Source organism: Brotaphodocola sp. (assembly GCF_050873065.1).
GTDB lineage: Bacteria > Bacillota > Clostridia > Lachnospirales > Lachnospiraceae > Brotaphodocola.
Genome location: NZ_JBNMIC010000035.1, coordinates 1 through 24,824, shown reverse-complemented (window position 1 = coordinate 24,824; position 24,824 = coordinate 1). Strand labels below are relative to the sequence as shown.

The 24,824-nt window shown below is 50.0% G+C and carries 22 protein-coding genes; 5 read left to right on the top strand and 17 right to left on the bottom strand.

The features are described 5' to 3' along the window. Positions 1-3,332, bottom strand: a 3,332-nt coding sequence (nifJ, locus tag ACR0QE_RS09815; protein WP_432628177.1) for a pyruvate:ferredoxin (flavodoxin) oxidoreductase, incomplete at its 3' end; no start/stop codon positions are given. Between the two features lie 366 nt (positions 3,333-3,698). Beyond that, the gene (locus ACR0QE_RS09810) at positions 3,699-5,534 is read right to left on the bottom strand and encodes a VanW family protein (protein ID WP_432628176.1); all 1,836 of its coding nucleotides are present in this window, start codon (positions 5,532-5,534) and stop codon (positions 3,699-3,701) included. Between the two features lie 300 nt (positions 5,535-5,834). Here ACR0QE_RS09810 and ACR0QE_RS09805 point away from each other — a divergent pair, with 300 nt between their 5' ends. Then, positions 5,835-6,071, top strand: a complete 237-nt coding sequence (locus tag ACR0QE_RS09805) for a polya polymerase (RefSeq protein WP_432628175.1) — start codon at positions 5,835-5,837, stop codon at positions 6,069-6,071. An 85-nt stretch (positions 6,072-6,156) separates the two neighbouring features. After that, entirely contained in the window at positions 6,157-6,384 is a 228-nt protein-coding gene (locus ACR0QE_RS09800; protein WP_432628174.1) for a chorion class high-cysteine HCB protein 13, read from the top strand. Positions 6,385-6,525: 141 nt separating this feature from the next. Here the strand turns inward: ACR0QE_RS09800 and ACR0QE_RS09795 are convergent, their stop codons facing one another. Continuing rightward, complete coding sequence (locus ACR0QE_RS09795; protein WP_432628173.1) at positions 6,526-6,675, bottom strand: hypothetical protein; 150 nt, start codon at positions 6,673-6,675, stop codon at positions 6,526-6,528. A gap of 156 nt (positions 6,676-6,831) precedes the next feature. On the opposite strand from ACR0QE_RS09795, the gene ACR0QE_RS09790 reads away from it, so the two are divergent. After that, complete coding sequence (locus ACR0QE_RS09790; RefSeq protein ID WP_432628172.1) at positions 6,832-7,167, top strand: hypothetical protein; 336 nt, start codon at positions 6,832-6,834, stop codon at positions 7,165-7,167. Positions 7,168-7,216: 49 nt separating this feature from the next. After that, positions 7,217-7,504 (top strand): hypothetical protein, encoded by a 288-nt coding sequence (locus tag ACR0QE_RS09785; RefSeq protein WP_432628171.1) that lies wholly within the window; start codon positions 7,217-7,219, stop codon positions 7,502-7,504. Between the two features lie 79 nt (positions 7,505-7,583). Here ACR0QE_RS09785 and leuS read toward each other — a convergent pair whose 3' ends face one another. Together leuS and ACR0QE_RS09775 are read right to left on the bottom strand one after the other, a co-directional pair. After that, a complete protein-coding gene (gene leuS, locus ACR0QE_RS09780) occupies positions 7,584-9,998 on the bottom strand; it encodes a leucine--tRNA ligase (RefSeq protein WP_432628170.1) in 2,415 nt (804 codons plus the stop codon). Positions 9,999-10,357: 359 nt separating this feature from the next. Further along, entirely contained in the window at positions 10,358-10,504 is a 147-nt protein-coding gene (locus ACR0QE_RS09775) for a hypothetical protein (protein WP_432628169.1), read from the bottom strand. Between the two features lie 338 nt (positions 10,505-10,842). On the opposite strand from ACR0QE_RS09775, the gene ACR0QE_RS09770 reads away from it, so the two are divergent. Next, complete coding sequence (locus tag ACR0QE_RS09770; protein WP_432628168.1) at positions 10,843-12,072, top strand: dicarboxylate/amino acid:cation symporter; 1,230 nt, start codon at positions 10,843-10,845, stop codon at positions 12,070-12,072. 98 nt (positions 12,073-12,170) lie between these two features. Here ACR0QE_RS09770 and ACR0QE_RS09765 read toward each other — a convergent pair whose 3' ends face one another. The 12 genes from ACR0QE_RS09765 to ACR0QE_RS09710 form a co-directional block, all read right to left on the bottom strand. Continuing rightward, a complete protein-coding gene (locus tag ACR0QE_RS09765) occupies positions 12,171-12,818 on the bottom strand; it encodes a lysozyme inhibitor LprI family protein (RefSeq protein WP_432628167.1) in 648 nt (215 codons plus the stop codon). Positions 12,819-13,062: 244 nt separating this feature from the next. Then, entirely contained in the window at positions 13,063-13,551 is a 489-nt protein-coding gene (rnhA, locus tag ACR0QE_RS09760; RefSeq protein WP_432628166.1) for a ribonuclease HI, read from the bottom strand. A 297-nt stretch (positions 13,552-13,848) separates the two neighbouring features. Beyond that, entirely contained in the window at positions 13,849-15,456 is a 1,608-nt protein-coding gene (locus ACR0QE_RS09755; protein ID WP_432628178.1) for an MBL fold metallo-hydrolase RNA specificity domain-containing protein, read from the bottom strand. A gap of 120 nt (positions 15,457-15,576) precedes the next feature. Beyond that, entirely contained in the window at positions 15,577-17,052 is a 1,476-nt protein-coding gene (gene spoIVA, locus ACR0QE_RS09750; protein ID WP_432628165.1) for a stage IV sporulation protein A, read from the bottom strand. 286 nt (positions 17,053-17,338) lie between these two features. Continuing rightward, the gene (locus tag ACR0QE_RS09745; RefSeq protein WP_432628164.1) at positions 17,339-18,052 is read right to left on the bottom strand and encodes an ABC transporter ATP-binding protein; all 714 of its coding nucleotides are present in this window, start codon (positions 18,050-18,052) and stop codon (positions 17,339-17,341) included. 13 nt (positions 18,053-18,065) lie between these two features. After that, positions 18,066-18,824, bottom strand: a complete 759-nt coding sequence (locus tag ACR0QE_RS09740; RefSeq protein ID WP_432628163.1) for an ABC transporter ATP-binding protein — start codon at positions 18,822-18,824, stop codon at positions 18,066-18,068. 1 nt (position 18,825) lies between these two features. After that, the gene (locus ACR0QE_RS09735) at positions 18,826-19,881 is read right to left on the bottom strand and encodes a branched-chain amino acid ABC transporter permease (RefSeq protein ID WP_432628162.1); all 1,056 of its coding nucleotides are present in this window, start codon (positions 19,879-19,881) and stop codon (positions 18,826-18,828) included. Between the two features lie 9 nt (positions 19,882-19,890). After that, positions 19,891-20,772: a branched-chain amino acid ABC transporter permease gene (locus tag ACR0QE_RS09730; RefSeq protein WP_432628161.1), complete on the bottom strand. Its 882-nt coding sequence runs from the start codon at positions 20,770-20,772 to the stop codon at positions 19,891-19,893. A 291-nt stretch (positions 20,773-21,063) separates the two neighbouring features. Next, a complete protein-coding gene (locus tag ACR0QE_RS09725) occupies positions 21,064-22,296 on the bottom strand; it encodes an ABC transporter substrate-binding protein (RefSeq protein ID WP_432628160.1) in 1,233 nt (410 codons plus the stop codon). A 199-nt stretch (positions 22,297-22,495) separates the two neighbouring features. Beyond that, positions 22,496-23,506 (bottom strand): NAD(P)H-dependent glycerol-3-phosphate dehydrogenase, encoded by a 1,011-nt coding sequence (locus ACR0QE_RS09720; protein ID WP_432628159.1) that lies wholly within the window; start codon positions 23,504-23,506, stop codon positions 22,496-22,498. A 154-nt stretch (positions 23,507-23,660) separates the two neighbouring features. Next, entirely contained in the window at positions 23,661-24,302 is a 642-nt protein-coding gene (gene plsY, locus ACR0QE_RS09715) for a glycerol-3-phosphate 1-O-acyltransferase PlsY (protein WP_432628158.1), read from the bottom strand. Then, positions 24,302-24,824 (bottom strand): GTP-binding protein (locus ACR0QE_RS09710; protein ID WP_432628157.1); only part of this gene is annotated, 523 nt, incomplete at its 5' end. The genes ACR0QE_RS09710 and plsY, both read right to left, overlap by 1 nt.

The window sequence follows — 24,824 nt, the reverse complement described above, 5'->3', positions numbered from 1 at the left end:
TTGTAACGGAAGTTGTTCCAGTAACCGGTCTCAACTGCCAGTTTCTCCTCGGTCTGAGCCTTGCTCATGCCCTTCTTGATACCATGGTTGATACACGGAGCGTAAGCCATGATCAGGGACGGACCCGGATAAGCCTCTGCCTCTGCGATTGCCTTAACGGTCTGAGCGTAATCAGCACCCATGGAGATCTGAGCTACATATACATAGCCGTAGGACATAGCCATGCTTGCCAGATCCTTCTTCTTGGTCTCCTTACCAGCTGCTGCGAACTGAGCAACTGCACCAGTCTTGGTAGCCTTAGAGGACTGACCGCCGGTGTTGGAGTAAACCTCGGTATCGTAAACCATGATGTTGATATCCTTGCCGGATGCCAGTACATGATCCAGACCGCCGAAGCCGATATCATAAGCCCATCCATCACCACCGAAGATCCACTGGGACTTCTTAGCCAGGAAGTTCTTATTTGCTACGATGTACTTGCAGGTATCGCAATCAACACCCTCAAGAGCTGCAACCAGCTTATCAGTAGCGGTTCCGTTCAGAGCACCGATACCAAAGGTATCCAGCCACTCCTTGCAAGCAGCCTTCATCTCCTCGGTAGAGGTCTCAGAATTAGCTACTCTCTCAACTTTCTCCTTTAACTCATCACGGATTGCGTTCTGAGCAAGAAGCATACCATAACCGAACTCTGCGTTATCCTCGAACAGGGAGTTGTCCCAAGCCGGGCCCTGCCCCTTAGCGTTCACGGTGTACGGAGTAGACGGTGAAGAGTTACCCCAGATAGAGGAACATCCGGTTGCGTTTGCGATGTACATTCTGTCGCCGAACAGCTGAGTGATCAGCTTAGCGTACGGAGTCTCACCACAACCTGCACATGCGCCGGAGAACTCAAGCAGCGGCTGCTTGAACTGGCTTCCCTTAACGGTGGTCTCTTTGAACTTAGCAACAACGTCATCCTTGATCGGCAGGGTTACTGCGTAATCGAAGATCGGCTGCTCATCAACATGATCAGCTAACGGCTCCATGGTCAGTGCCTTCTCACCCTTCTTGCCCGGGCAGACATTTGCACAGGAACCACATCCGGTACAATCCAGAGCAGAGATAGCAAGAGTGAACTTGTAGTTCGGCATACCGGTCAGCGGCAGGAACTTGGTTCCTTCCGGAGCCTTAGCAGCCTCTTCCTCGGTCATAGCGATCGGACGGATAACTGCATGCGGACATACATAAGAACAGAAAGTACACTGGATACAGTTGTCAGTGTTCCAAACCGGAACATTAACAGCGATACCACGCTTCTCAAATGCGGAAGATCCAGACGGAGTAGAACCATCTACATAATCCTTGAATGCGGATACCGGCAGGTTGTTACCTTCCTGAGCGCTTACCTTGTTCTGGATGTTGTTTACGAAATCAACAACGTCCTGTCTGGAACCGGTAACGTTCTTGAAGTCAAGACCTTCGTCTTCGCAGTTCTTCCAGCTCTCCGGAACCTCTACCTTGACAACACCCTGAGCACCTGCATCGATTGCAGCCCAGTTCTTCTTAACAACATCCTCACCCTTACGGCCGTAGGTCTTCTGAGCAGCTTCCTTCATCAGCTGGATAGCCTTCTCCTCCGGGATGATACCGGTCAGTTTGAAGAATGCAGACTGCAGAATGGTGTTGATACGGGTCGGTCCCATGCCGGTCTCGATACCGATCTTAACACCGTCGATGGTGTACATGTTGATGTTGTGATCAGCGATGAACTTCTTCATCTGACCCGGAAGGTGCTTGTCCAGCTCCTCGTGAGTCCACGGGCAGTTCAGCAGGAAAGTACCGCCGTCAACCAGCTCCTGAACCATGTTGTACTTACGAACGTATGCCGGGTTGTGGCATGCTACGAAGTTTGCCTTGTGGATCAGGTAGGTAGATTTGATCTTCTTATGACCGAAACGCAGGTGGGACATGGTAACACCACCGGATTTCTTGGAGTCATAATCAAAGTATGCCTGAGCATACATGTCGGTGTTATCACCGATGATCTTGATGGAGTTCTTGTTTGCACCTACAGTACCATCTGCACCCAGGCCCCAGAACTTACAGTTCGTGGTTCCTTCCGGAGTGGTAACAAGCGGAGCACCAACCGGCAGAGACAGGTTGGTTACATCATCGTTGATACCGATGGTGAAGTTCTTCTTGGTGGTGTTCTCGTATACTGCTACGATCTGAGCCGGAGTAGTATCCTTAGAACCAAGACCATAACGTCCGCCGAAGATCTCAACCTGATCGAACTTGCTGCCCTTCAGAGCTGCAACAACATCCAGGTACAGCGGCTCGCCAAGAGAGCCAGGCTCCTTCGTTCTATCCAGAACATTGATGTACTTAACGGTATCCGGCAGAGCATCGATCAGGGCCTGAGCGCTGAACGGTCTGTACAGACGAACCTTAACAACACCAACCTTAGCGCCGGTGGTCTTTGCTAAGTAGTCGATGGTCTCCTCAATGGTATCATTTACAGAACCCATTGCGATGATAACCTTCTCAGCATCCGGTGCGCCGTAGTAGTTGAACAGCTTGTAATCGGTACCGATCTTCTCGTTTACCTTGTCCATGTACATCTGTACAATGCCCGGAAGAGCATCATAGTACGGGTTGCAGGCCTCTCTTGCCTGGAAGAAGATATCCGGGTTCTGAGCGGAACCCTTCTGGCACGGGTTGTTCGGGTTCATTGCATTCTTACGGTACTCCGTAATTGCATCCCAATCTGCCATATCTGCCAGATCATCATAATCCCAGGTCTCGATCTTCTGAATCTCATGAGAGGTACGGAATCCATCGAAGAAGTTGATGAACGGAACCTTGCCCTTGATTGCAGCCAGATGTGCAACCGGAGTCAGATCCATAACTTCCTGCACGCTGGAGGAGCACAGCATAGCTGCACCGGTCTGACGGCATGCATATACATCGGAGTGATCACCAAAAATATTCAGCGCATGAGAAGATACTGCACGCGCGGATACATCAAATACGCCCGGAAGCTGTTCGCCCGCAATTTTGTACAGGTCCGGAATCATCAGTAACAGACCCTGAGAAGCCGTATAGGTTGTGGTCAGAGCACCTGCTACCAGGGAGCCATGAACAGCACCAGCAGCACCAGCCTCAGACTGCATCTCAGTAATCTGAACTGTGCGTCCGAAGATGTTCTTTCTGCCCTCAGTTGCCCATTCATCCGTATGCTCCGGCATTACGGAAGAAGGAGTGATGGGATACATGGCAGCTACTTCGGTAAATGCATATGATGCATGAGCGGCAGCCTGATTACCATCCATGGTTTTCATTTTTCTTGCCATTTGATTTTCCTCCTACAAATGTGAATATTGCATGTGTTCCGGGAAGGTCCTCCGGAACGCCTTGTCCAATTCGGAAAGCACTTTCAAAATACCCCGAACCGACTTTTAAGCTATTCCTCATAAATAAACCCTTGGAATAGCTGACCTGTATACATTATATCAACTTTTTATCAATTTGCAAACATGAAATGAAAAAAAATGCGTACTATTTTGCATACAATCCACACATAACCATCTCTTTTTTCCATTTTTCTGCACACTGATGCACAAAGCACCGCCCCAACAGGGCGCAATTTTCCATCATACCAAAAAAGGGAGAAGTGTTTTCACTCTCCTCCCTCTCAGGCAAATCTTCTTTATTCTTGTTTATTCTGGCTTCGGTGCGATCGTCTCCACGTTGGAGTCTCCGCCCGGAGCTGGTGCTGGTGCTGGTGCCACCGTCGTCGGTGCTGCTGCCGTTGTCGGGGCAGATGCAGCTCCGCCTCCCGGCGCTGCCGTCGTTGCCGCTGCAGTTGTTTTCTCTGCTGCGGTTGTGTGCTCCGCCGTTGTCTTCTCCGCTGCAGTCGTCTTTTCTGCTGCGGTTGTATGCTCTGCCGTCGTCTCCGCTGCGCTGGAGTGCTGGATGCTCTCCTGTGATGCAGAGGAAGATGCCGCTGTCGTCGCTGCTGCCGCAGAAGAATTTCTCGCAATCACCGGGGTATGTCCCTTGTAGGTTGCAGTGTGATCCACCTTATCGCTGATCACCTCTCCGTTCTTCTTCACGACAAGCCGAACTTCCCACTTGCTTCCCTTCGTTCCAGCCGTCTTTGTCTTCTCCGTTCCCGGTGCAAGCGTCGGATCCTCCTCGTAAGTTGCCGGCGGGATATCCGTCTCGGACAGCTTCTCAGACTTCAGGGAATAGGTCACGCCCTCCTCAAGAATCGGGATTGCATAAATGGAAACGGTACACTCCTGATCCGCATAACTTGCGCGGATACCGATTGCCGTATCCGAATTGTTTACAAACTCGTAATCCGGTCCGCCCCAGCTAACTGTCGCATCCATACCCGGGGTGACATAGGACGGTTCAAATGTGTGAGAACGTCTCGTCACGGTCTTGAGGCCGGCCTTCACAACTGCATTGTAGAGGGTGGAAGACACCTGGCAGACACCGCCGCCGATCTCCTGAACCACCTCACCGTTGCTGTAAGCGCCTGCCGGCTGGTATCCCTTCGCCTCCGTGCGCTCTCCGACGGTCTTATTGAAGGAGAAAGTCTCACCCGGCTGAAGAACCGTTCCGTTCAGTGCCTTTGCAGCGAGACGCACGTTCGTGTTTCTCTTTGCGTTGGCAGTCGTCTTTGTCGTCACCGTAGAGACGGTCTTGTATTTTTCTCTCGCCGTGCTCTCAGAAAACTCCGGCTCCACTGTGTTCACAGAAGCCTCGATCACTGCATCAAAGCGCTTCTCATTCAAAGCGGACACGATATCTGCCGCTAACTTCTCCTGATCAACTGCCTGTCCGTTCTCAGCGCCGGAGAACTGGAACTTCCCGGTGGAATCGTCATAGCTTGAGATCGAACCGTTCTTTGCCTTCTTATCCCACTTCTTTGCCACAGCTTCGGCTTCCGTCTTTGCTGCCTCCTCAAGTCCGCTCGTGTCAAGCGTGTAGCTCTCCTTCGGCTCTCCTGAGTAAATCTCTGTCAAAAGGCTGTCAAGCTTTTCTGCCATCAGATCCGTAACCTCATAGCTCTGATCCTGCCAGGTCACCTTCATTGCCCACGGAAAATCTTTCAGAATGGCTTCCTTTGCCTGTGCTTTTGACATTCCGGTGATGTCGATTCCGTCCACACTGACCTGCTTTTTAAGCTCAACCTGTGCCTCCGTCGTCGTCTCCACGGCAGTCTTGTCTTTTCCGTTCTCCTTCTTTCCCGATCCGGTGATTCCCTTCACAAGAAACATGATGCAGGCAATCGCCACAACCAGAATCACTCCGCCAATCACTACTTTTATGATCTCATTTCCCGAGCTTCCGCGTCTCGGCGGACGACGATTCCGTCCCGAATAGGAATATCCGCTGCGGTGGCTGCTCGCTCTGCGCGAAGAACCGCCCGCTGAATAGGAACTGTGTCTGGATGCACTTCCCGTCGTGCCCCCTGCATTTCCCATGCCTCTCGCTCTTGAATGCCCCGATGTCGAATTTCTGTTATTCTCGTACTGACTCATACCATTCACCTGTTTTCATCATTATTCGTACTGCTCTGTGTCGTCCTGCTCTTGTCAGAAACACACTCTTGCCAAGTATATCACATTTTGTCAAAAAAGAACTAACAATTTTTTAACTTTTTCATGAATCTTTTTTATGCATTCCTTAGAGTCTGTTTAAGAATTCTTTTCTCTCCCCCGGATGCCCGATTATTTTGTTAAATTTTTATCTTGCAGATTTTTTGCGGACTTGCTATACTGTTGCCGTAAATGAAAATAAAGGAAAACAGAGTATTCAAGCCGAAAACGGAGGTATTTACCATGAAAATTCAGAACATTAACGACGTAAATGCATTTTTTAAGATCATTGACGAGTGCAAGGGACCGGTAGAGTTAGTCTCCCCGGAAGGTGACCGCATCAACTTGAAATCCCGTCTCTCCCAGTATCTCTCCATGGCTACCATGTTCTCCAACGGATATATCAGAGAGCTCGATCTCGTCGCTCACGATCCGGCGGATATCGATCGCCTGATGAAATACATGTATCAGGGAGCTTAATTTTACAAATTTTTGAAAATGCGGAAACAGTGACATGCAGCCCGACATATGATGAAGTGTAAACCTATTCCGGAGGAATAACACTATGAGCGATCTGGCTGCAACAAACTGCGGATGCGACTGCAGCTGCAACAATGGAGGAAACGGCTGCAATACGATCTGGCTGATCCTGATTCTGTGCTGCTGCTGTGGCAACGGATTCGGAAACGGCTGTGGAAATGGCTGCTGTGAACATAATGGCTGCGGAGGAAATGAATGGATCTGGATCATTCTCCTCCTTTGCTGCTGCGGAAACAATAATTTCTGCTGTTAAGAAATCAACAGAAGAAGTGACAGCGCTTTAGGCTTTAAGTTCTAAGTATTAAGTTTTGCGAAATACGAAAGCGCGATCAGGGCTGCGGCTCCTCGGATGAAATTCATCTGGGAAACCGCAGCTTTTTGTTCTTTTAAGTGGTTACAGGGAAGGTTCCTCTCCTCCCTTTGAAGCCTTGTCACACCTTATCTTTCTTCCCTCCTGCTTTTTCCTGTTTTTCTGCTGACATTCCTCGCATTCCTCATCGATCTCGTAAACGGCATTTCCATCTATAATCAATCTTGTCTTCATACTTTTCACACTCCTGTAACCGTAATATATGCCAAAATTTCCAAAAATGTTTTCCTGTCACATGTTTTCCCAACCTCATGCATATATTGTCTCAGAGCAAGATTCTCATCCTTTTGATCGTTTTTGATCGTTCTGCTCATGGAAAGGAGCCTTCTTATGAATGAAAATCAGGAACATCCGGACTGCCGCGCCACGGAACTTGACTATCTTCTTGCCGATCCCCATATGCAAATGCTCAAAGCCGCCCTGCCCTACATGCCCTACTCGAGACAGCGCTTCTGCTCCATGCTGATTCAGATTCAGCAGATTCAGCGCACGCGCAGTCTGTTTCAGGACGGGCAGATGAGCGCGATGGAGCTTTCGCGGTCAGGGAACAAGGAAGCATCCCCGATCGAGATGCTCCAGGCAATCAAGCCCTACGCTTCCCAGAGAGAACGGGAAATCATTGAGATGCTTGAAAACATCCAGATTATGATGCAGGCAATCTCCTGAAGCAGAATTTTCCATCAAACAAAATAAATTAAATTATGGAGGAATTTTTATGAATCAGCCCTTCTGGCAGAGTGATCCGCGTCTGGCCGGCATGGATCCAGAAAAATTAAATTTTATCACTGCCTTCGCAAAGCAGATCTCCACACTTCCACATGAACACATTCTCCCTGCCTTCATGGCGATGCAGCTCGATGCCTCACGAAAAAACATCCAATTTTCCGATCAGGAGACGGAGGCGCTTGTCTCGATCCTCAGCGAGAAAATGTCCGCCGCAGAGAAGAAAAAACTCGAAACGCTCCGTCTTCTCGCAAAAAAACTGGCTGCCAGATCTTCCTGACAGCCAGTTTTCTTATCTTTTCACGTCACGCTTTCCAGATCCCGCAAAGCGTATCGCCCATTAAGTTTACTTGAATGATTTATTTGCACACAATATTGATGATCTTGCCCGGAACATAGATCTCTTTTACGATTGTTCCAGTCAGCTTGTCTGCTACGATCTCCTTCGCCTTCGCAAGAGCCTCTTCTCTCGTCGCATCGGTTGCCAGTGCAACAACACCTCTTGCCTTACCGTTTACCTGAACGCCGATCTCGATCTCGTCATCCTTCATTGCCTCAGCATCGCACTCCGGCCACTGGGTATGGAAGACACTGTCGGTCTCACCGCCAAGCTCCTGCCACAGCTCCTCACCGATATGCGGTGCAAACGGAGCAAGCAGAACGACGAAGGTCTTTAAGGTCTCCTTATCGATTCCGCCGGTCTTCTTTGCAAGCTCGATCATCTTGTTGTTGTACTCCATGAATCCGGAGATTACCGTGTTCAGATTGAACTGGTTAAATCTCTGCTCAATGTCGTAAACCAGCTTGTGGCGCAGACGGATCATCTCCTTCGTTGCCTCAATGTTCTTGTCCTTAGAATCCTGCACCAGATTCCAGAAACGGTTCAGGAAACGGGATACACCCTCGATTCCACGGTCATCCCACTCTGCATCGAGTTCCGGCGGTCCCACGAAGAGCTCGTACATTCTTAAGGAATCACATCCGTAATCTCTTACAAGATCATCCGGGGAAACGACATTGCCCTTGGACTTACTCATCTTGATTCCGTTCTTACCGGTGATCATACCCTGGTTGAACAGCTTGGTGAACGGCTCATCAAAGTCGATCACGCCGATGTCGTTCAAGAACTTGGTGTAGAAACGGGAGTACAGCAGATGAAGAACTGCATGCTCAACACCACCGATGTACATATCTACCGGCAGGTACTTGTCTGCCTTCTCACGGGAAACAAGCTCCTTGTCGTTGTGGTTATCCACATAGCGCAGGAAGTACCAGGAGGAACCTGCCCACTGCGGCATTGTGTTCGTCTCTCTCTTTGCATCAGCGCCACACTGCGGACACTTGCAGTTTACCCAATCATCGATCGCTGCGAGCGGAGACTCACCGGTTCCGGTCGGCTGATAGCTCTCTACCTCCGGAAGTCTGAGCGGAAGCTCCTCCTCCGGAACAGCTACGTTGCCGCACTTCGGGCAGTGAATGATCGGGATCGGCTCACCCCAGTAACGCTGTCTGGAGAATACCCAGTCACGCAGTTTGTAGTTCACGGTCTTCTTACCGATTCCGCGTGCCTCGATCATCATCGGAGCTTCCTTCTTCAGAACAGAAGACTCCATTCCATTCCACTCGCCGGAATTGATCATCGTGCCGGATGCCTCGGTGTAAGCCTCGGTCATGTTCTCGATCTCTTTTCCGTCCTTTGCGATAACCTGAATGATCGGAATGTTAAACTTCTTAGCGAACTCGAAGTCACGGTCATCATGGGCCGGTACGCACATGATTGCGCCGGTACCGTAGTCAGCCAGTACATAATCAGACAGCCAGATCGGAACCTTTGCTCCGTTGATCGGGTTGATTGCATAGCTTCCGGTGAAGACGCCGGTCTTCTCCTTGCTCTGCATACGGTCTACGTTAGAACGCATGGAAGCATCGAAGATGTACTTCTCCACTTCTTCTCTCGTCTCATCCGTAGCAAGGCTCTTTGCCAGCTTGTGCTCCGGAGCCAGAACCATGAAGGTTGCACCGTAAAGGGTATCCGGGCGGGTGGTATAAACCGTAATCTTGTCCTCACGGCCATCTACCTTAAAGTCTACCTCTGCACCGTAGGATTTTCCAATCCACTCGGTCTGCATCTTCTTAACCTTCTCCGGCCAGTCCAGTTTGTCCAGATCATTCAGCAGGCGGTCTGCATAAGCGGTGATCTTGAGCATCCACTGACGCAGGTTCTTCTTCGTAACCGGAGAACCGCAGCGCTCACAGCAACCGTTTACAACTTCCTCATTTGCAAGACCGGTCTTACAGGACGGACACCAGTTGATCGGGAACTCCTTCTCGTAAGCCAGACCTTTCTTGAACATCTGAACGAAGATCCACTGCGTCCACTTATAGAATGCCGGATCCGTGGTATTTACTTCCATATCCCAGTCATAGATCGCTGCGATCTCTTTGATCTGACGCTTGATGTTCTTGATGTTCTCAGCAGTTGACTTTGCCGGATGCACGCCCATCTTGATCGCATAGTTCTCTGCCGGAAGACCAAATGCATCCCATCCCATCGGATGAATAACATAGTGACCTTTCAGCATCTGATAACGGCTCCACACATCAGAGATGACATATCCTCTCCAGTGGCCTACATGAAGTCCGCTGCCGGACGGATACGGGAACATATCCAGACAGTAATATTTCGGCTTCTTGCCGTCGTTGACATTGATCGGGTGTTTTTCCCAGTTCTCACGCCATTTTTTCTCAATGGCGCTGTGGTTGTAACCAGCCATTTTTCTTCCTCCTGAATCCCGTGCACGGTCTTCCCCGTCAAATGATCCGCGATTTTTCGCATTTTATCATTTCTCCGGTTCCCATGCACCTGAATGTACGTTCGCTCGGTGATTTCCGTGAACATCACTTGAAGATCTTCCCCCTCAAAACGTTCCTATTCTTTTTCTTTATAATATATCTGAAACTCTCATCTCGCCAAGAGCCCTCATACAATAAATCCGAATAAAAAAACGCGTCCCCGGAATCTCTCTCGATTCCAGAGACGCGGGGAAATTGTCCTCTTCATGACCTCGCGCGGTACCACTCTGCTTCATGCCTTGCATGCACTCTTTGGATCTGTAGGGCTGCGAGCCGCGCCTTACGGCAGCAGATCCTCTTCCTCTGACGGGGGATTCCGTTCTGTCTTACTGACCGGCGTCTTTCCTCGCTTCTTGCAAAGACGTCCGATGTTGGGCAGACCGCTCCAAGACCAGTTCCGCTCTCTTCTTCCGCTGCCTCGCACCATCCGGCAGTTCTCTGTGTGGATCCAAAAGCGTACTCCTTCTCTTCACTGCGTTTACGCTGACTTTAAATCTAGCATATCGAACCGGTAATGTCAAGATTTATCACTCAAAATCTGCAAAATCAGCCCCACCGCGATATTCAAATCGATGCTCACAAAAACTTCCTTTTTGATCGGGCAACTTATTTTTTTATCATAAATTTGCAAAAAAGTGTATATTTAAAAGTACTGGTTGCACAAATGAGCCAACTATGATAAGATAAAAACACTGTCAAAGGAGACACTGCTTTCGGGCGTCGTGTCTCCTTTTTCTATTTTACCAGGGAAAGAGGTAGCTATCTATGAAAGAAAAAAAGAAAATGTCATTGGCGATGAAAATCTTCATCGCACTCGTCCTGGCGGTTGTCGCCGGACTCCTGCTCCAGAGTCACGCATCCTTTGCGGAGACCTTCATCAAACCATTCGGTACAATCTTCTTAAACTTGGTAAAGTTCATCGTTGTTCCGATCGTTTTATTCTCAATCATGTGCGGAATCATCTCCATGAGTGACATCAAAAAAGTCGGCGCGATCGGTCTGAAAACCGTAGTTTTCTATCTGTTCACCACAGCATTTGCCGTCACGATCGGTCTGACCGGCGGAAACCTGTTTAAATCCCTGTTTCCGGTCATCGCAACCACAGACCTTTCCTACGAGGCAGCGGAGGCAACTTCCTTTATGGACACCTTAGTCAACATCTTTCCGTCCAACTTCGTGTCTCCTATGGTAAATGCAAACATGCTCCAGATCATTGTCATGGCAATTCTTCTCGGCTTTGCCATCATTCTGGTCGGAGAAAAAAACATCCGTGTCGTAAATGCCTTCAATGACCTGAATGAGATTTTCATGAAGTGTATGGAGATGATCTTAAACCTTTCTCCGATCGGCGTCTTCTGTCTTCTCTGCCCGGTTATCGCAGTGAACGGCCCGACCATCATCGGTTCTCTGGTCATGGTACTTCTTGCCGCTTACATCTGCTACATCGTTCACGCTGTTTTTGTTTATTCTTCGACGGTAAAGCTTCTCGGCGGACTCAGCCCTGTGAAGTTCTTTAAGGGAATGCTCCCGGCCATCATGTTTGCATTCTCAAGTGCATCCTCCGTCGGAACCCTGCCGATCAACTTGAGCTGCACCGAGAAACTGGGCGCCAAGAGAGAGATCGCATCCTTCGTGCTTCCGCTCGGCGCAACGATCAACATGGATGGCACCGCAATCTATCAGGGTGTCTGCGCGATCTTCATCGCATCCTGTTACGGCATTGACCTGACGCTGTCCCAGATGATCACCATCGTTCTGACCGCAACGCTCGCATCCGTCGGAACCGCAGGTGTCCCGGGTGCCGGCATGATCATGCTTGCGATGGTTCTCACCTCTGTCGGTCTTCCGGTAGATGGAATCGCCCTCGTAGCCGGAGTGGACCGTATCTTCGATATGGGACGTACCACCGTCAACATCACCGGAGATGCTGCCTGCACGATCGTCGTTTCCAATCTGGAATCAAAGCGGGAAGCGAAAAAAGCACAGAACAAATAAGTTGAATCAACCTTTCCACATTGCAAAAAGCAGGACTGTCTTCTCAGACATCCTGCTTTTTGCGACTCTTTGCCTTTATTATTCATCTTCCAAACTTCTCATTCCGATGCTGACAGAATCTCCCCGTACCGCTCTGCAAGCTCATACGTCCTCTGTCTTGTGCTCTCCCGGATCAGGCGGTTATACTCAATCTCGTCAAGAGTGCTTCCATTCTGACGCCCGGATCCCTTTGTCGCATCCTCGTCCCGCGTCCTGAGCCATTCTTTCTGTTCTTTAAACAATTTCTCCCACGCGGACGGTTCCAGCTGATTCTCAAGCGTGTCCAGAAAACGATTCATCTGCGTCTCCCAGAGTTTCCACTCACTCTCAATCGCTGCCTTGCGCGCATTCGGGGTCGTATCCGTCTCCGAGGAAGCTCTCTGTGCAATCTCTTCGTCGATCGCCCGAAGCTGTAAGAGGACGGATTCTTCCTGATTCTTCTGATCCGAATCATTCTCCTGTCCCTGACTCTCCCCAACCACATTTTCCTGAACTTTCACCTTCGCCATGCTTCCCACTATCCCGACACTTTCCGAGCTCACGCCCTCTGAAAACGCCGACAGCCCAGCCATCGTCTCCTCCATGCTCTGGGAAACAGCGGCTGTACGCTCCCGTTCAGCCGAAATATAAGATTTTGTATAACTGGTCGCTCCGATTCCTCCGACCAGAATCACGCCTATTGCAATCCAGATTCCTTTTAACTTCATATTTTTCCTGTCCTGTTTCTGATTTCTCATGGTATTTTTTTCTCATGATATTTCATGGGATTTCCACGCAGACACGCCATCTTATCACACCGATTCCCTGCATGGAAGTTTCAAATCTTTTCCAATACCACAATATCATAAAGCAAGACAGATGAAAATACAAAAACAAAAGAAGTAAACATTTGTAAGAGAACTGTAAGTGTTACTGTTCACGCGCCCTGCAAACAGTAACCCGTAAATTTCTCTATTGGTTTTCCACGCCCTCATCCACAAGGAGATTCTGTCCATCCGCCGCTGTCGTCGCAAGCTGGTCACACCGCTCATTCTGCGGATGACCGGCATGTCCCTTCACCCAGCAGAATGTTACCTTATGGGGCGCCTTCGCTTTTAAAAGACGCTCCCACAGATCAACATTCTTTACCATGCCGCTCTTTCCGCGCTTCCAGTTGTTCTTCACCCAGCTGTCAATCCAGTGCTGATTGAACGCATCCGTCAGATACTTGGAATCCGAGTAGAGTTCCACTTCACACGGACGAGTCAGCGCCTCGAGTGCCACGATTGCCGCCAAAAGCTCCATGCGGTTGTTCGTGGTCCTGCGAAACCCTGCGGAAAGTTCGCGCTCATGGAGCTGTCCCTTGCTGTCGACAAAGTGGAGCACTGCCCCATATCCTCCCGGTCCATCCGGGTTTCCTCTCGCTGATCCATCCGTGTAAATCTGTACTCTTGTTGACATGATACTTTTTATCTCCCTTCTTACCACATTTCTAATTAGTTCGGCATTCATCCTTCTATAGGATAAATTTTCTCTGCAAAGGCTCCGGCGGTGGAAAAGATTCTGCAAACCCGTGTGAGATGTCGGTGCTTAGGCTGTGTACTTTACAGCCTTATGCACCGCTACATCGAACCCGGAGCGAGAGCGCGTTTGCAGAACTTATTCCGCCTGCCGGAGCCAGAAAACAGATACTTCAGAAACCCTCAAACAGACACCTCAAGCATTATCACCAACACTCAAACTATCTCAAGCAATCTTCTATCTATCCCACTTGTCGCAGAGCGCCTGAATCTGGTCTGCAAATTTCGCCAGATCCTTGTTTGCACCGCCCTCGTTTCTTGCGATGACTGCAAGCAGACGCTCGCCAGCTGCAAGCAGACGTGCAAATACTCCGCTCGCCTTCTTTGTAGCCGCTGCCTTCGGATTGACCGGAACTCCCTCGGTCTCGCGGATCCACTCGCCCTTTGCCAGATCATATTCCGCTCCACTGTACGGCGCTTTCGCCGGACATCCGGTCTTCTCGGTCACAAGCGCTGCAAACTTATCGCAGACATCATCATTGCCGTGCACGATAAAGAACTGGGACGGCTTTTTCTCAAAGGCACATGCCCACTCGATCAGTCCGTTCTCATCCGCATGGCCGCTGATATCGTGGAGCGTCTCGATATGCGCCTCGACATCGATCGTCTCGCCGAAGAGCTTCACCATCTTGGCACCGTCAATCAGAGCGCGTCCGATCGTTCCCTCCGCCTGATAACCGGCGAACACGACCGTACATTCTTTTCTCCAGAGGTTGTGCTTTAAATGATGGCGGATACGTCCCGCATCGCACATGCCGGATGCAGAGATGATGACCTTCGGCGTTGTGCTGAAGTTGATATTCTTGGATTCCTCACTCGTGACAGACAGTTTCAGTCCCGGAAACGAGATCGGGTTGATTCCCTGCTCCACAAGCGCCTTCGTCTCCTCATCGTAGCAATCCATCTGGTTCTGCTTGAAGACATGGGTCGCCTCGACTGCAAGCGGGCTATCCACATAGACCTCAAAGCCATCGTGACCGTGCACCATGTGCTCTGCCTTGATATGACGGAAGAAATAGAGAAGCTCCTGTGTGCGTCCTACCGCAAACGCCGGAATCACGACATTTCCGCCCCGGTCAAGCGTCTCCTGGACAATTCTCGCAAGCTCTGTCACATGATCCTTGCCTTTCTGATGCAGACGACCGCCGTAAGTCGACTCCATGACCGCATAATCTGCCTCTTTCACATAGGCAGGGTCACGGATCAGCGGTTTGTGTTTATTTCCGATATCTCCGGAGAAGACAATCTTTTTCTCCACTCCGTTCTCTCTCATCCAGATCTCAATCGAGGCGGATCCGAGCAGATGACCGACATCGGTGAAGCGGATCGTGATATCGTCGTTCAGGGTGATCATCTCTCCGTAATCATATCCCTCAAAATGCCCGATGACCCCTTCCGCATCCGCCATCTCATAGAGAGGCTCCACTTCCGGCTTACCGGCACGGCGGGCTTTTCGGTTCTTCCACTCTGCCTCCATCTCCTGAATGTGTGCACTGTCTCGAAGCATGATGTTGCACAGATCACAGGTCGCCATCGTCGCAATGATTCTTCCGCGGAATCCTCTCGCATAAATATACGGCAGTAAGCCAACGTGATCGATGTGGGAGTGCGTCACAAGGACAAAGTCAAGATCCGAGTACGGAACCGGCGGTTCCACATTTTCATAGATGTTTGTTCCCTGCTCCATTCCACAGTCCACAAAAAGTTTTGTGTTTCCAACTTCCAGATAATGACAGCTACCCGTCACTTCATGATCCGCACCGATGAACATTAACCTCATAAGGATACCTCCTTTTCTCGCTTGTACTCTAAAACTATTCCCCAGACAAGCTCATTATTAAATTTTGCGTTTCTAACTCATCATGTCTCACTATCTTACTCATCATGAAAATTTGACTCAATTCACTCAGATGATGATACAGATCAGCCCTCCATTGCTGTCGTTGATAATTTTCTGCATCGCATCCTGAAGACGCGCCTGGCACTCCTCCGTCATCTGGTTGACTTTCGCCTGAATCCCATCTTCCACAATCTGTTCAATCGATTTTCCAAAAATATTGGTGTCCCAGATCCCGTCTTCTTTCTTTCCTGCATTTTCCTTCATATATGCAATCAGATCTCTCGCCTGTTCCTCACTTCCCACAATCGGCGCAATCTCTGTCTGGATCTGTGCGCGAATCAGGCTGATCGAAGGCGCCTGCGCTCTCATCTTCACGCCGTAGCGGTTTCCGTGGCGGATCACCGTCGGTTCATCAAGAAGAATCTCGGAACGCTCCGGTGTCACAACCCCATACCCCTTCAGTCTCACCTGGGCGAGGGCACCACGCACCTTGTCATATTCGCTCTGCATCGCTGCCAGCTGCTTTAGTTTCTGCATCAGCTGGTACTCATCCTCGACCTCGACGCCCGCAAAATCACTGAGCACCTGATAGTAGGATTCCTCGTCGAGAACGATTGTGATCTCGACTTTTCCGTTTGAGAGATTCTGGCGCTGCGTCTTCATCTGACGAATCGCTGTCTGATCGGGAAGCCTGAATTCTGCCGGGACATCCTTCATATAGCGGATTTTCCCCATCGCCTCCCGCACTGTCTCAATCACCTGCGCTTTCAGCCAGTGCGACGACGGAAGAATCTCCAGCCAGCCCGGAATTTCAAAATCCACCTCCGTCACAGGGAATTCTCTCAGCACTTCCTCCAAAATCCTGCAAATATCATCTTTTTTCAGCTGCTCACAGTTGACCGGAAGAACCGTCACCTGATACCGCTCTTCCAGCTCTCCGGCAAGTTTTCTTGTCTCCTCGGAGTAGGGGCGATCTGAGTTGAGCAGAATCAGAAATGGTTTCCCGATTTCTTTAAGCTCTGCCACGGCAGTCTCCTCTGCCGGTATGTACGCCTCCCTCTTCAATTCTCCGAAAGACCCGTCTGTCGTCACCACGACCCCGATCGTGGAGTGGTCTTTAATCACCTTGCGCGTACCGATCTCTGCCGCCCGGGTAAATGGAATCTCCTCCTCAAACCACGGAGTTTTCACAAGGCGCTCCCGGTCATTCTCAATATGGCCGCCAGCTCCCTCCACCATGAATCCCACACAATCAATCAGCCGGATCTTCGCCTGCGTCTTGTCTGCAAGCTCAATCTCTGCCGCCTCCTTCGGGATAAATTTCGGCTCCGTCGTCATGATCGTCTTCCCTGCCGCACTCTGCGGAAGTTCATCCCTGGTACGGTTTTTCTGGTGTTCATCCTGAATATCCGGGAGCACCATCTGCTCCATAAACCGCTTGATGAACGTCGATTTTCCGGTTCTCACCGGTCCGACAACTCCGAGGTAAATCTCCCCTTTCGTCCGCGCCTGAATATCTTTATATACATCAAAATGGTCCATGCAGATTTCTCCCCTCAGCCCTTTTTCCGGAATCCACCTGAAAACATCCACCCCATGTACAGAGGCACTCCCAGGCAAGGTCCCACGCATCTTCTAAAATATATGCTGTGGGAAATCTGCACATGCCGAACACTTACCTTATTTATACCACAAAAAAGAGGGAAAAGTCTATAACTTTTCCCTCTTTTTCGATAAATTTTCTGAATTTTATAGATTGTTTATTTATATCCACAAACATTTGAAAACTTTTTGTGACCAAAGCTGGCACAACCGGCCCGTTCTCATTTTACTCGCTCAGATATGCCTTCTTGACAGAATCATCGTTCATCAGATCCTGAGCCGCTCCGCTCAGTGCAATCTTTCCGGTCTCAAGCACGTAAGCACGGTCCGCGATCGACAGTGCCTTCTTTGCATTCTGCTCAACAAGGAGAACCGTCACGCCGTCATCCTGATTGATTTTCTGGATGATGTCAAAGATCTCATTTACATAGATCGGAGAAAGACCCATCGACGGCTCATCAAGAACAATCAGTTTCGGATGGGACATCAGCGCACGTCCCATTGCAAGCATCTGCTGCTCGCCTCCGGAAAGCGTTCCGGAAAGCTGATCGCGACGCTCCTTCAGACGCGGGAAACGCTCATAGATCATCTCAAGCGTATCTTCCATCTCTTTCTTGTCTTTTCTGGTGTAAGCGCCCAGATAAAGGTTCTGAAGAACCGTGAGGCCGGCAAACACACGACGTCCCTCCGGCACATGAGCGATTCCCATCGAAACCAGCTTGTGACCCGGAATCTTCGTGATGTCCTGTCCCTCGTAAATGATCTGTCCAGCCCTGGGCGGAATCAGTCCGGTGATTGTCTGAAGCGTCGTCGTCTTTCCTGCTCCGTTTGCACCGATTAACGCAATGATCTCACCCGGATTTACCTCAAAGGAGATTCCCTTGATGGCCTGGATGACTCCGTAAAACACTTCCAGATTTTTAACTTCCAGTATTGCCATTTCGTGTCTCCTCCTACTCTCCCAGATATGCGGTGATAACACGGTGATCGTTGAGTACGGTCTGTGTGTCACCCTGTGTCAGAACCTGACCAAAGTTCAGCACGGTCAGCTTCTCACAGATACCAGATACCAGTTTCATATCATGCTCAATCAGCAGAACTGTCATATCAAAATGATCGCGGACAAAACGAATCGTATCCATCAGTTCTGCCGTCTCGTTCGGGTTCATTCCTGCTGCCGGCTCATCGAGAAGGAGCAGCTTCGGCTCCGTCGCAAGTGCACGGGCAATCTCAAGCTTTCTCTGCGCACCGTAAGGCAGATTGGATGCCTTGTAATCTGCCACAGAATCCAGCTCAAATACCTTTAAAAGTTCCATCGCACGCTCGTTCATCTGCTTCTCTACCTTATAGTATCTCGGCAGACGAAGGATTCCCTCGATCGTGGAATATTTGAAATGATTGTGCAGGCCGACCTTTACGTTGTCAAGAACACTCAGTTCCTTGAACAGACGGATATTCTGGAACGTACGCGCAATTCCATCCTGATTGATCTCAATCGTGCTGCGTCCCGTAATGTTCTTTCCGTCAAGAAGGATGGTACCGGTATCCGGCTTGTACACACCCGTCAGCAGGTTGAACACCGTCGTCTTTCCTGCTCCATTCGGTCCGATCAGGCCGTAAAGCTGTCCCTTCTCGATCGTCACGCTGAAATCGTTTACTGCTTTCAGTCCTCCGAAGGAAATGCCGATATTTTTTACCTCTAACATTGCCATCTTATGCAGCCTCCTTCCGGTTCTTTCTGATCTTATCCATGAATACCGAGCGCATCTCGATCGCCTTCGGGCTGGAGTTGAAAATCATCATCACAATCAGCACGATTGCATAGATCAGCATACGGTAATCGTTGAGTCCGCGCAGAAGCTCCGGCAGCATTGTCAGCACCACTGCCGCAATGATGGAACCGCGGATATTGCCAAGTCCTCCAAGTACCACAAATACAAGGATCATGATGGACTGGTTGTAACCGAAGTTCTTCGGGGTAGCTGCAAGGCTGGAAAGGTTGTGTCCGTAGAGAACACCTGCCACACCTGCAAGTGCTGCAGAAATCGAGAATGCCATCAGCTTGAACTTCGTGATGTTGATACCGACAGACTCAGCAGCAATGCGGTTGTCGCGGATTGCCATGATTGCACGTCCGGAACGGGAATTGATCAGGTTCAGAACGATGAACAGCGTCAGCAGCACGAGGATAATTCCGATCGTAAAGGTTGCCGCCTTCGGGGTACCGGTGATACCCTGTGCACCCTTGATGATGACAACGCCGGTGTCATCCATTCCGAGTGAAGTCGTATCCTTGAAGGAGAAGTGGAAACCGCTCTGATCCACTCCGACATAGATGGCATTCAACAGGTTCTTGATGATCTCACCAAATGCCAGCGTTACGATTGCCAGGTAGTCTCCGCGAAGACGCAGAACCGGGATACCGATCAGGATTCCAAACACACCTGCAACAAGTGCACCGATCAGAAGTGCCAGGAAAAAGCGCACCTGCACGTTCGGAATGGCATTTGCCATACAGTTCGTGAAAAATGCTCCGGAAAATGCTCCCAGACACATGAATCCGGCATGACCAAGGCTAAGCTCGCCAAGAATTCCAACCGTAAGGTTCAGTGAAACTGCCATGATGACATATATGCAAAGAGGTACAAGAAGTCCCTTCATCAGACTGGTCATATGACCCGTACTGGCAAGGATCTGCACCAGAATCCAGCATCCGATGACAAGCGCATACGTGATGCTGTTCTGAATCAGCAATTTGTTTTTCTTCATTCTTCCCACCTACACTTTCTCCGTAATCTTCTTTCCCATAATACCGGTAGGACGCACAAGCAGAACTACAATCAGGACTGCAAATACGATCGCATCGGAGAGCTGGGAAGAAATATATGCCTTGGAAAGGTTTTCGATCACGCCCAGAAGAACACCTCCGATCAGCGCACCCGGGATGGATCCGATTCCGCCGAATACTGCTGCCACGAATGCCTTGATTCCCGGCATGGATCCGGTGTACGGAGTCAGGGACGGATAGGTGGAACACAACAGCGCACCTGCGATTGCGGCAAGTGCAGAACCGATTGCAAACGTCACTGCAATCGTCCGGTTTACATCAATTCCCATCAGAGTTGCCGCTCCGGTATCCTCGGAAACCGCAAGCATTGCCTGACCGATCTTCGTCTTGTTGATGAAGGTCATCAGACCAACCATGATGATGATACAGGTAATGATCGTCACCATTGTGACACCGGAAATCGACAGCGCACCGCCTGCCAGTTTCAGGCTCGGAACATTCACGACAGAAGTAAACTGACGCGCATTGGATCCGAAGATCAGAAGTGCCGCATTCTGAAGCAGATAGCTGACACCGATTGCCGTGATCAGAACGGCAAGAGAAGAAGCTCCTCGAAGGGGCTTATATGCCACACGCTCGATCACAACACCGAGAACCGTGCAGGCAATCACAGCTGCGATGACACCCACTAATGGCGGAAGTCCCATCGTGCTGACACAGGTGAAAATCACAAATCCACCTACCATGATGATATCGCCGTGGGCGAAGTTCAGCATTCTTGCGATTCCATAAACCATCGTGTATCCAAGCGCGATGATCGCGTAAATGCTGCCCAGGCTGATTCCATTGATCAAATAAGACAGAAAACTCATGTACCACACACCTCTTTGTATTTTTCTATAAAAACAATAACATGTCGAATTATAGCATAGTAAGATAGGAAGTTCAAGCACAAGTTACAAATGTCTTTGCTGTAAAGACACAAATCTTCCAATCAGAATCACTGCGCATCTCCGTTCCACTTCGGTCGATAGATGATAACAAGCGCCACTGGCGCTTTGCACCCTTGCGGAGCGGACGCAATTTCCTATCATACGAAAAAAGGGCCGTCTTACGACGACCCTCTTTTGGATCCGGCAATTCGGGATCAGAGAAAAAATCTCTTATTTCTCCATCTCGTAAACGCCATTCACGATCTTAGCTGCCTTCGGTGCCTTGTTCGGCTCACCGTTTGCATTCCAGCTCATGTCTGCACCAGTCAGACCCTGGATGGTAACCTCAGTCATTGCGGTCTCCATTGCATCGCACATATCAGAAATGCTCATATCTGCGGTGATGCCAGCCTTCTCAGCTGCTGCCTTGATTGCATAAACTGCATCGTAGGAATCAGCTGCGAACTGGATCGGCTCAGAACCATAAGCCTCGGTGTAAGCCTTAGTGAATTCCTCACTGCCCTCCTCAGTGGTGGAGAACGGAGTCAGAAGCATCAGACCCTCTGCAAGAGACTTGTCAAAGTTCTCAACGGTCAGGATTCCATCCATACCGTCACATCCGAAGAAGATCGGAGCAAAGTCTTTGTCAGCAGCCTGCTTCAGGATAACAGAAGCCTCCTGATAGTAGATCGGCAGGAATACGAGCTCTGCGCCTGCATCCTTTGCCTTGTCCAGCTGTACAGAGAAATCGGTGTTGCTGTCTGCGGTAAATGCCTCATCTGCAACTACCTCGATGCCCTGGTTTGCTGCCTCTTTTACGAAGGACTCACGGATACCGGAAGAGTACTCGGTAGAGCTGTCGTAAATGATTGCAACCTTGGTAGCCAGCTTGTGCTCACCGATATACTGAGCAGAAGCGGTACCCTGATCCGGGTCTGCGAAGCATACACGGAATACGTTCGGGTTAGATACACACTCTACTGCAGAACCGGACGGAGTGATCTGGAACATGTTGTCGTTTGCAGACTCAGCTGCAACTGCGATACACGGCTTGGAAGTGGTCGGTCCAACTAACATCTCCATACCCCAGTCTTTCAGGGTGTTGTATGCGTTGACAGACTTCTCCGGATCATTCTCATCATCCTCAGCCTTGAGCTCAACCTTCATTCCGTTGATACCGCCAGCCTCGTTGATCTCCTTGACTGCCAGGTCAGCACCGTTCTGAACTGCCAGACCATAAGATGCTGCTGCACCGGTCAGCGGTCCAATTACGCCGATCTTTAAGGTGCCGCCCTCTGCGGAACCTGCCTCTGCTGCACTGCTCTCGCCTGCCTCTGCAGAAGTCTCAGCCTTGGTGTCTGCTGCTGCAGCGGTTGTCTCTGCGCTGTTGCTTCCACCGCAAGCGGTTAAGGATGCTGCTGCAACGACTGCTGCCATACCTGCACTCATAAATCTCTTTTTCATAATGATTCCTCCTCTTAACACTCCCGTCGTCCGACAGGAGGTTCACAGATCAAATTGTGATCTGCATACAAGCTCGGACTTATTATAGTTGTCTGAAAAATGCTTGTCAAGCTTTTTTTCTTTCCCCTGATAAATATTTCCGTCAGAATTTCAAAAATTTCTGCCTGTATCCCCGCCTGTATCCCGGATGCGGAATTCTTCACTCTTTCCAGCCAATCGCCGGGCTCTCCACCGTCCGGTCCCGAAGCATCAGATCTAAAACAGCCTCTGCCGCCGGTCTTCCTTCAAACAAAACCTCATTGACCGCTGTGATGATCGGCATCGAAATCTGGTATTTTTCTGCGAGTGCCCGGCCTGCTTTTGCCGAGTAGACACCCTCAACCACCATCTTGACCTCCGCCATCGCCTCTTCCATCGAATATCCCTTTCCGATCAGGATTCCGGCTCTGCGGTTCCGGCTGTGCATGCTCGCACATGTCACAATCAGATCTCCGATTCCCGTGAGTCCCCCAAAGGTCTCAAGCTTTCCGCCCATCGCAGTTCCAAGTCTTGAGATTTCTGAGATTCCTCTCGTGATCAGCGCTGCCTTCGTATTGTCCCCGTACCCGAGACCGTCTGCGATTCCCGCTGCGAGTGCAATCACATTTTTCAGGGCTCCGCCAATCTCAATTCCGGTGATATCCGAGCTTGTATATACACGGAAAACCGGGCTCATAAAAATACTCTGGATGTACTCCGCAGTCTTTCTGCTCTTCGCGCCCGCAACACAGGTTGTCGGCAGGGATCTGCTGACCTCCTCCGCATGACTCGGCCCGGAAAGAACCGCAACATCCGCCCCCGGAAGCTCCTCTTCAAGAATCTCCGACAGAAGACACAGCGTCTCCGACTCAATTCCTTTCGATGCGTTCACCACAATCTGTCCGTCCCCGACGAACGGTGCCATCTTCCTTGCCGTCTCGCGAATATAAATTGAAGGAACGACCGTCACGACAAGATCCTTATTTTTGAGAGCGGTTTCCATATCCGCCGTAAACTCCATGTCGTCCGGAAGAATCAGATCCGGAAGATTTTTCTGTACGCGATGTTCCCTAAGATACTCTGCATCTTTCTCAAATGCCGACCAGACCGTCACCTGATGTCCATTCTTGTGGACGAGTGATGCGAGCGCAATTCCCCAGGTTCCCCCTCCAATAATTCCAATCTGTGCCATATCGTTTCTCCTCATTCAAATATATCATCCAAATATACAATACAACTACTTCTAAATACACGAATACTCCCGAAACCCCTGTTGTCAGATTCCGAGAGTATTGATTTGTCTGTATCCACCATGCCGGTTTTGCCGCCATGACATTCTTTCTGTTCTATGCGTTTTTTTTCGCTCCGAGTTTGTTCTCCGTGCCGTTTAAGAGGCGGCGGATATTTGCGTGGTGACGCCAGATTCCCATCAGCGAAATCGCAGCAGCGATTGCGACAAATTCTGTCTGATGCGATGCTGCCAGACCATAATCTCCCCGAACCAGTCCGAAGTAAATCATTCCGATCAGGAAACAGATCATGACGAGAATCGATCCAAGGGAAACGTAGCGGGTAATCGCCACTGCTGCCACAAAGACCACAAGGCAGATCAGCATCAGGCGCCAGTCCGTAGAGGCGAGAAGGCCTGCGGAAGCCGCAATGCCCTTTCCTCCCTTAAATCCCATGTAGAACGGAAAATTATGTCCCAGAATCACACCGAATCCCGTGTAAAGCAGATAGAGGTACATCGAATCCGGCTGGCTGCGAAAAATCACCCGCGTCAGGAGACAGGCAAGAATCATCTTGCCCGCATCTCCGATAAAAACTACAAGTCCTGCCTTTTTTCCCATCACGCGCAGAACATTGGTACTTCCCGAGTTGCCGCTTCCGTAATTGCGGATGTCCATATGTTTGGAACGGCTGTACAGATATCCAGTCTGAAACAGCCCGAAGACATATCCCATCACAAGACAGATCAGGCGCTCCATTACTGCTCCTTTCCGGAACGCTCACGCACGATGAACTTCAGTGCGGTTCCCTTAAATCCAAAGGATTCTCGAATCCGGTTCTCAAGGTAACGGACATAGGAGAAATGCATCAGGTTCTTATCGTTTACAAAGATGACAAAGGTCGGCGGTTTTACCGCTACCTGGGTCATGTAGTAGAGTTTCAGGCGCTTGCCCTTGTCAGACGGCGGCTGCTGCATCGCAACTGCTTCAGTCATGATCTCGTTGAGGACACCGGTTGCAACGCGCAGGGTCTGGTTCTCGCGCACCATGTCGATCAAGTCAAACAGCTTGTTCATACGCTGTCCTGTCACTGCGGAAATAAAGAGCATCTCCGCATACGGCATAAAGGAGAGCGTGTCCTTGATCTTCTTCGTGTACTCGTAGATCGTCTTGTCGTTCTTCTCGATCGCATCCCACTTGTTGACTGCGACGATGATACCCTTGCCTCTGTCATGTGCGATTCCGGCAATCTTTGCATCCTGCTCCGTCACACCCTCAACG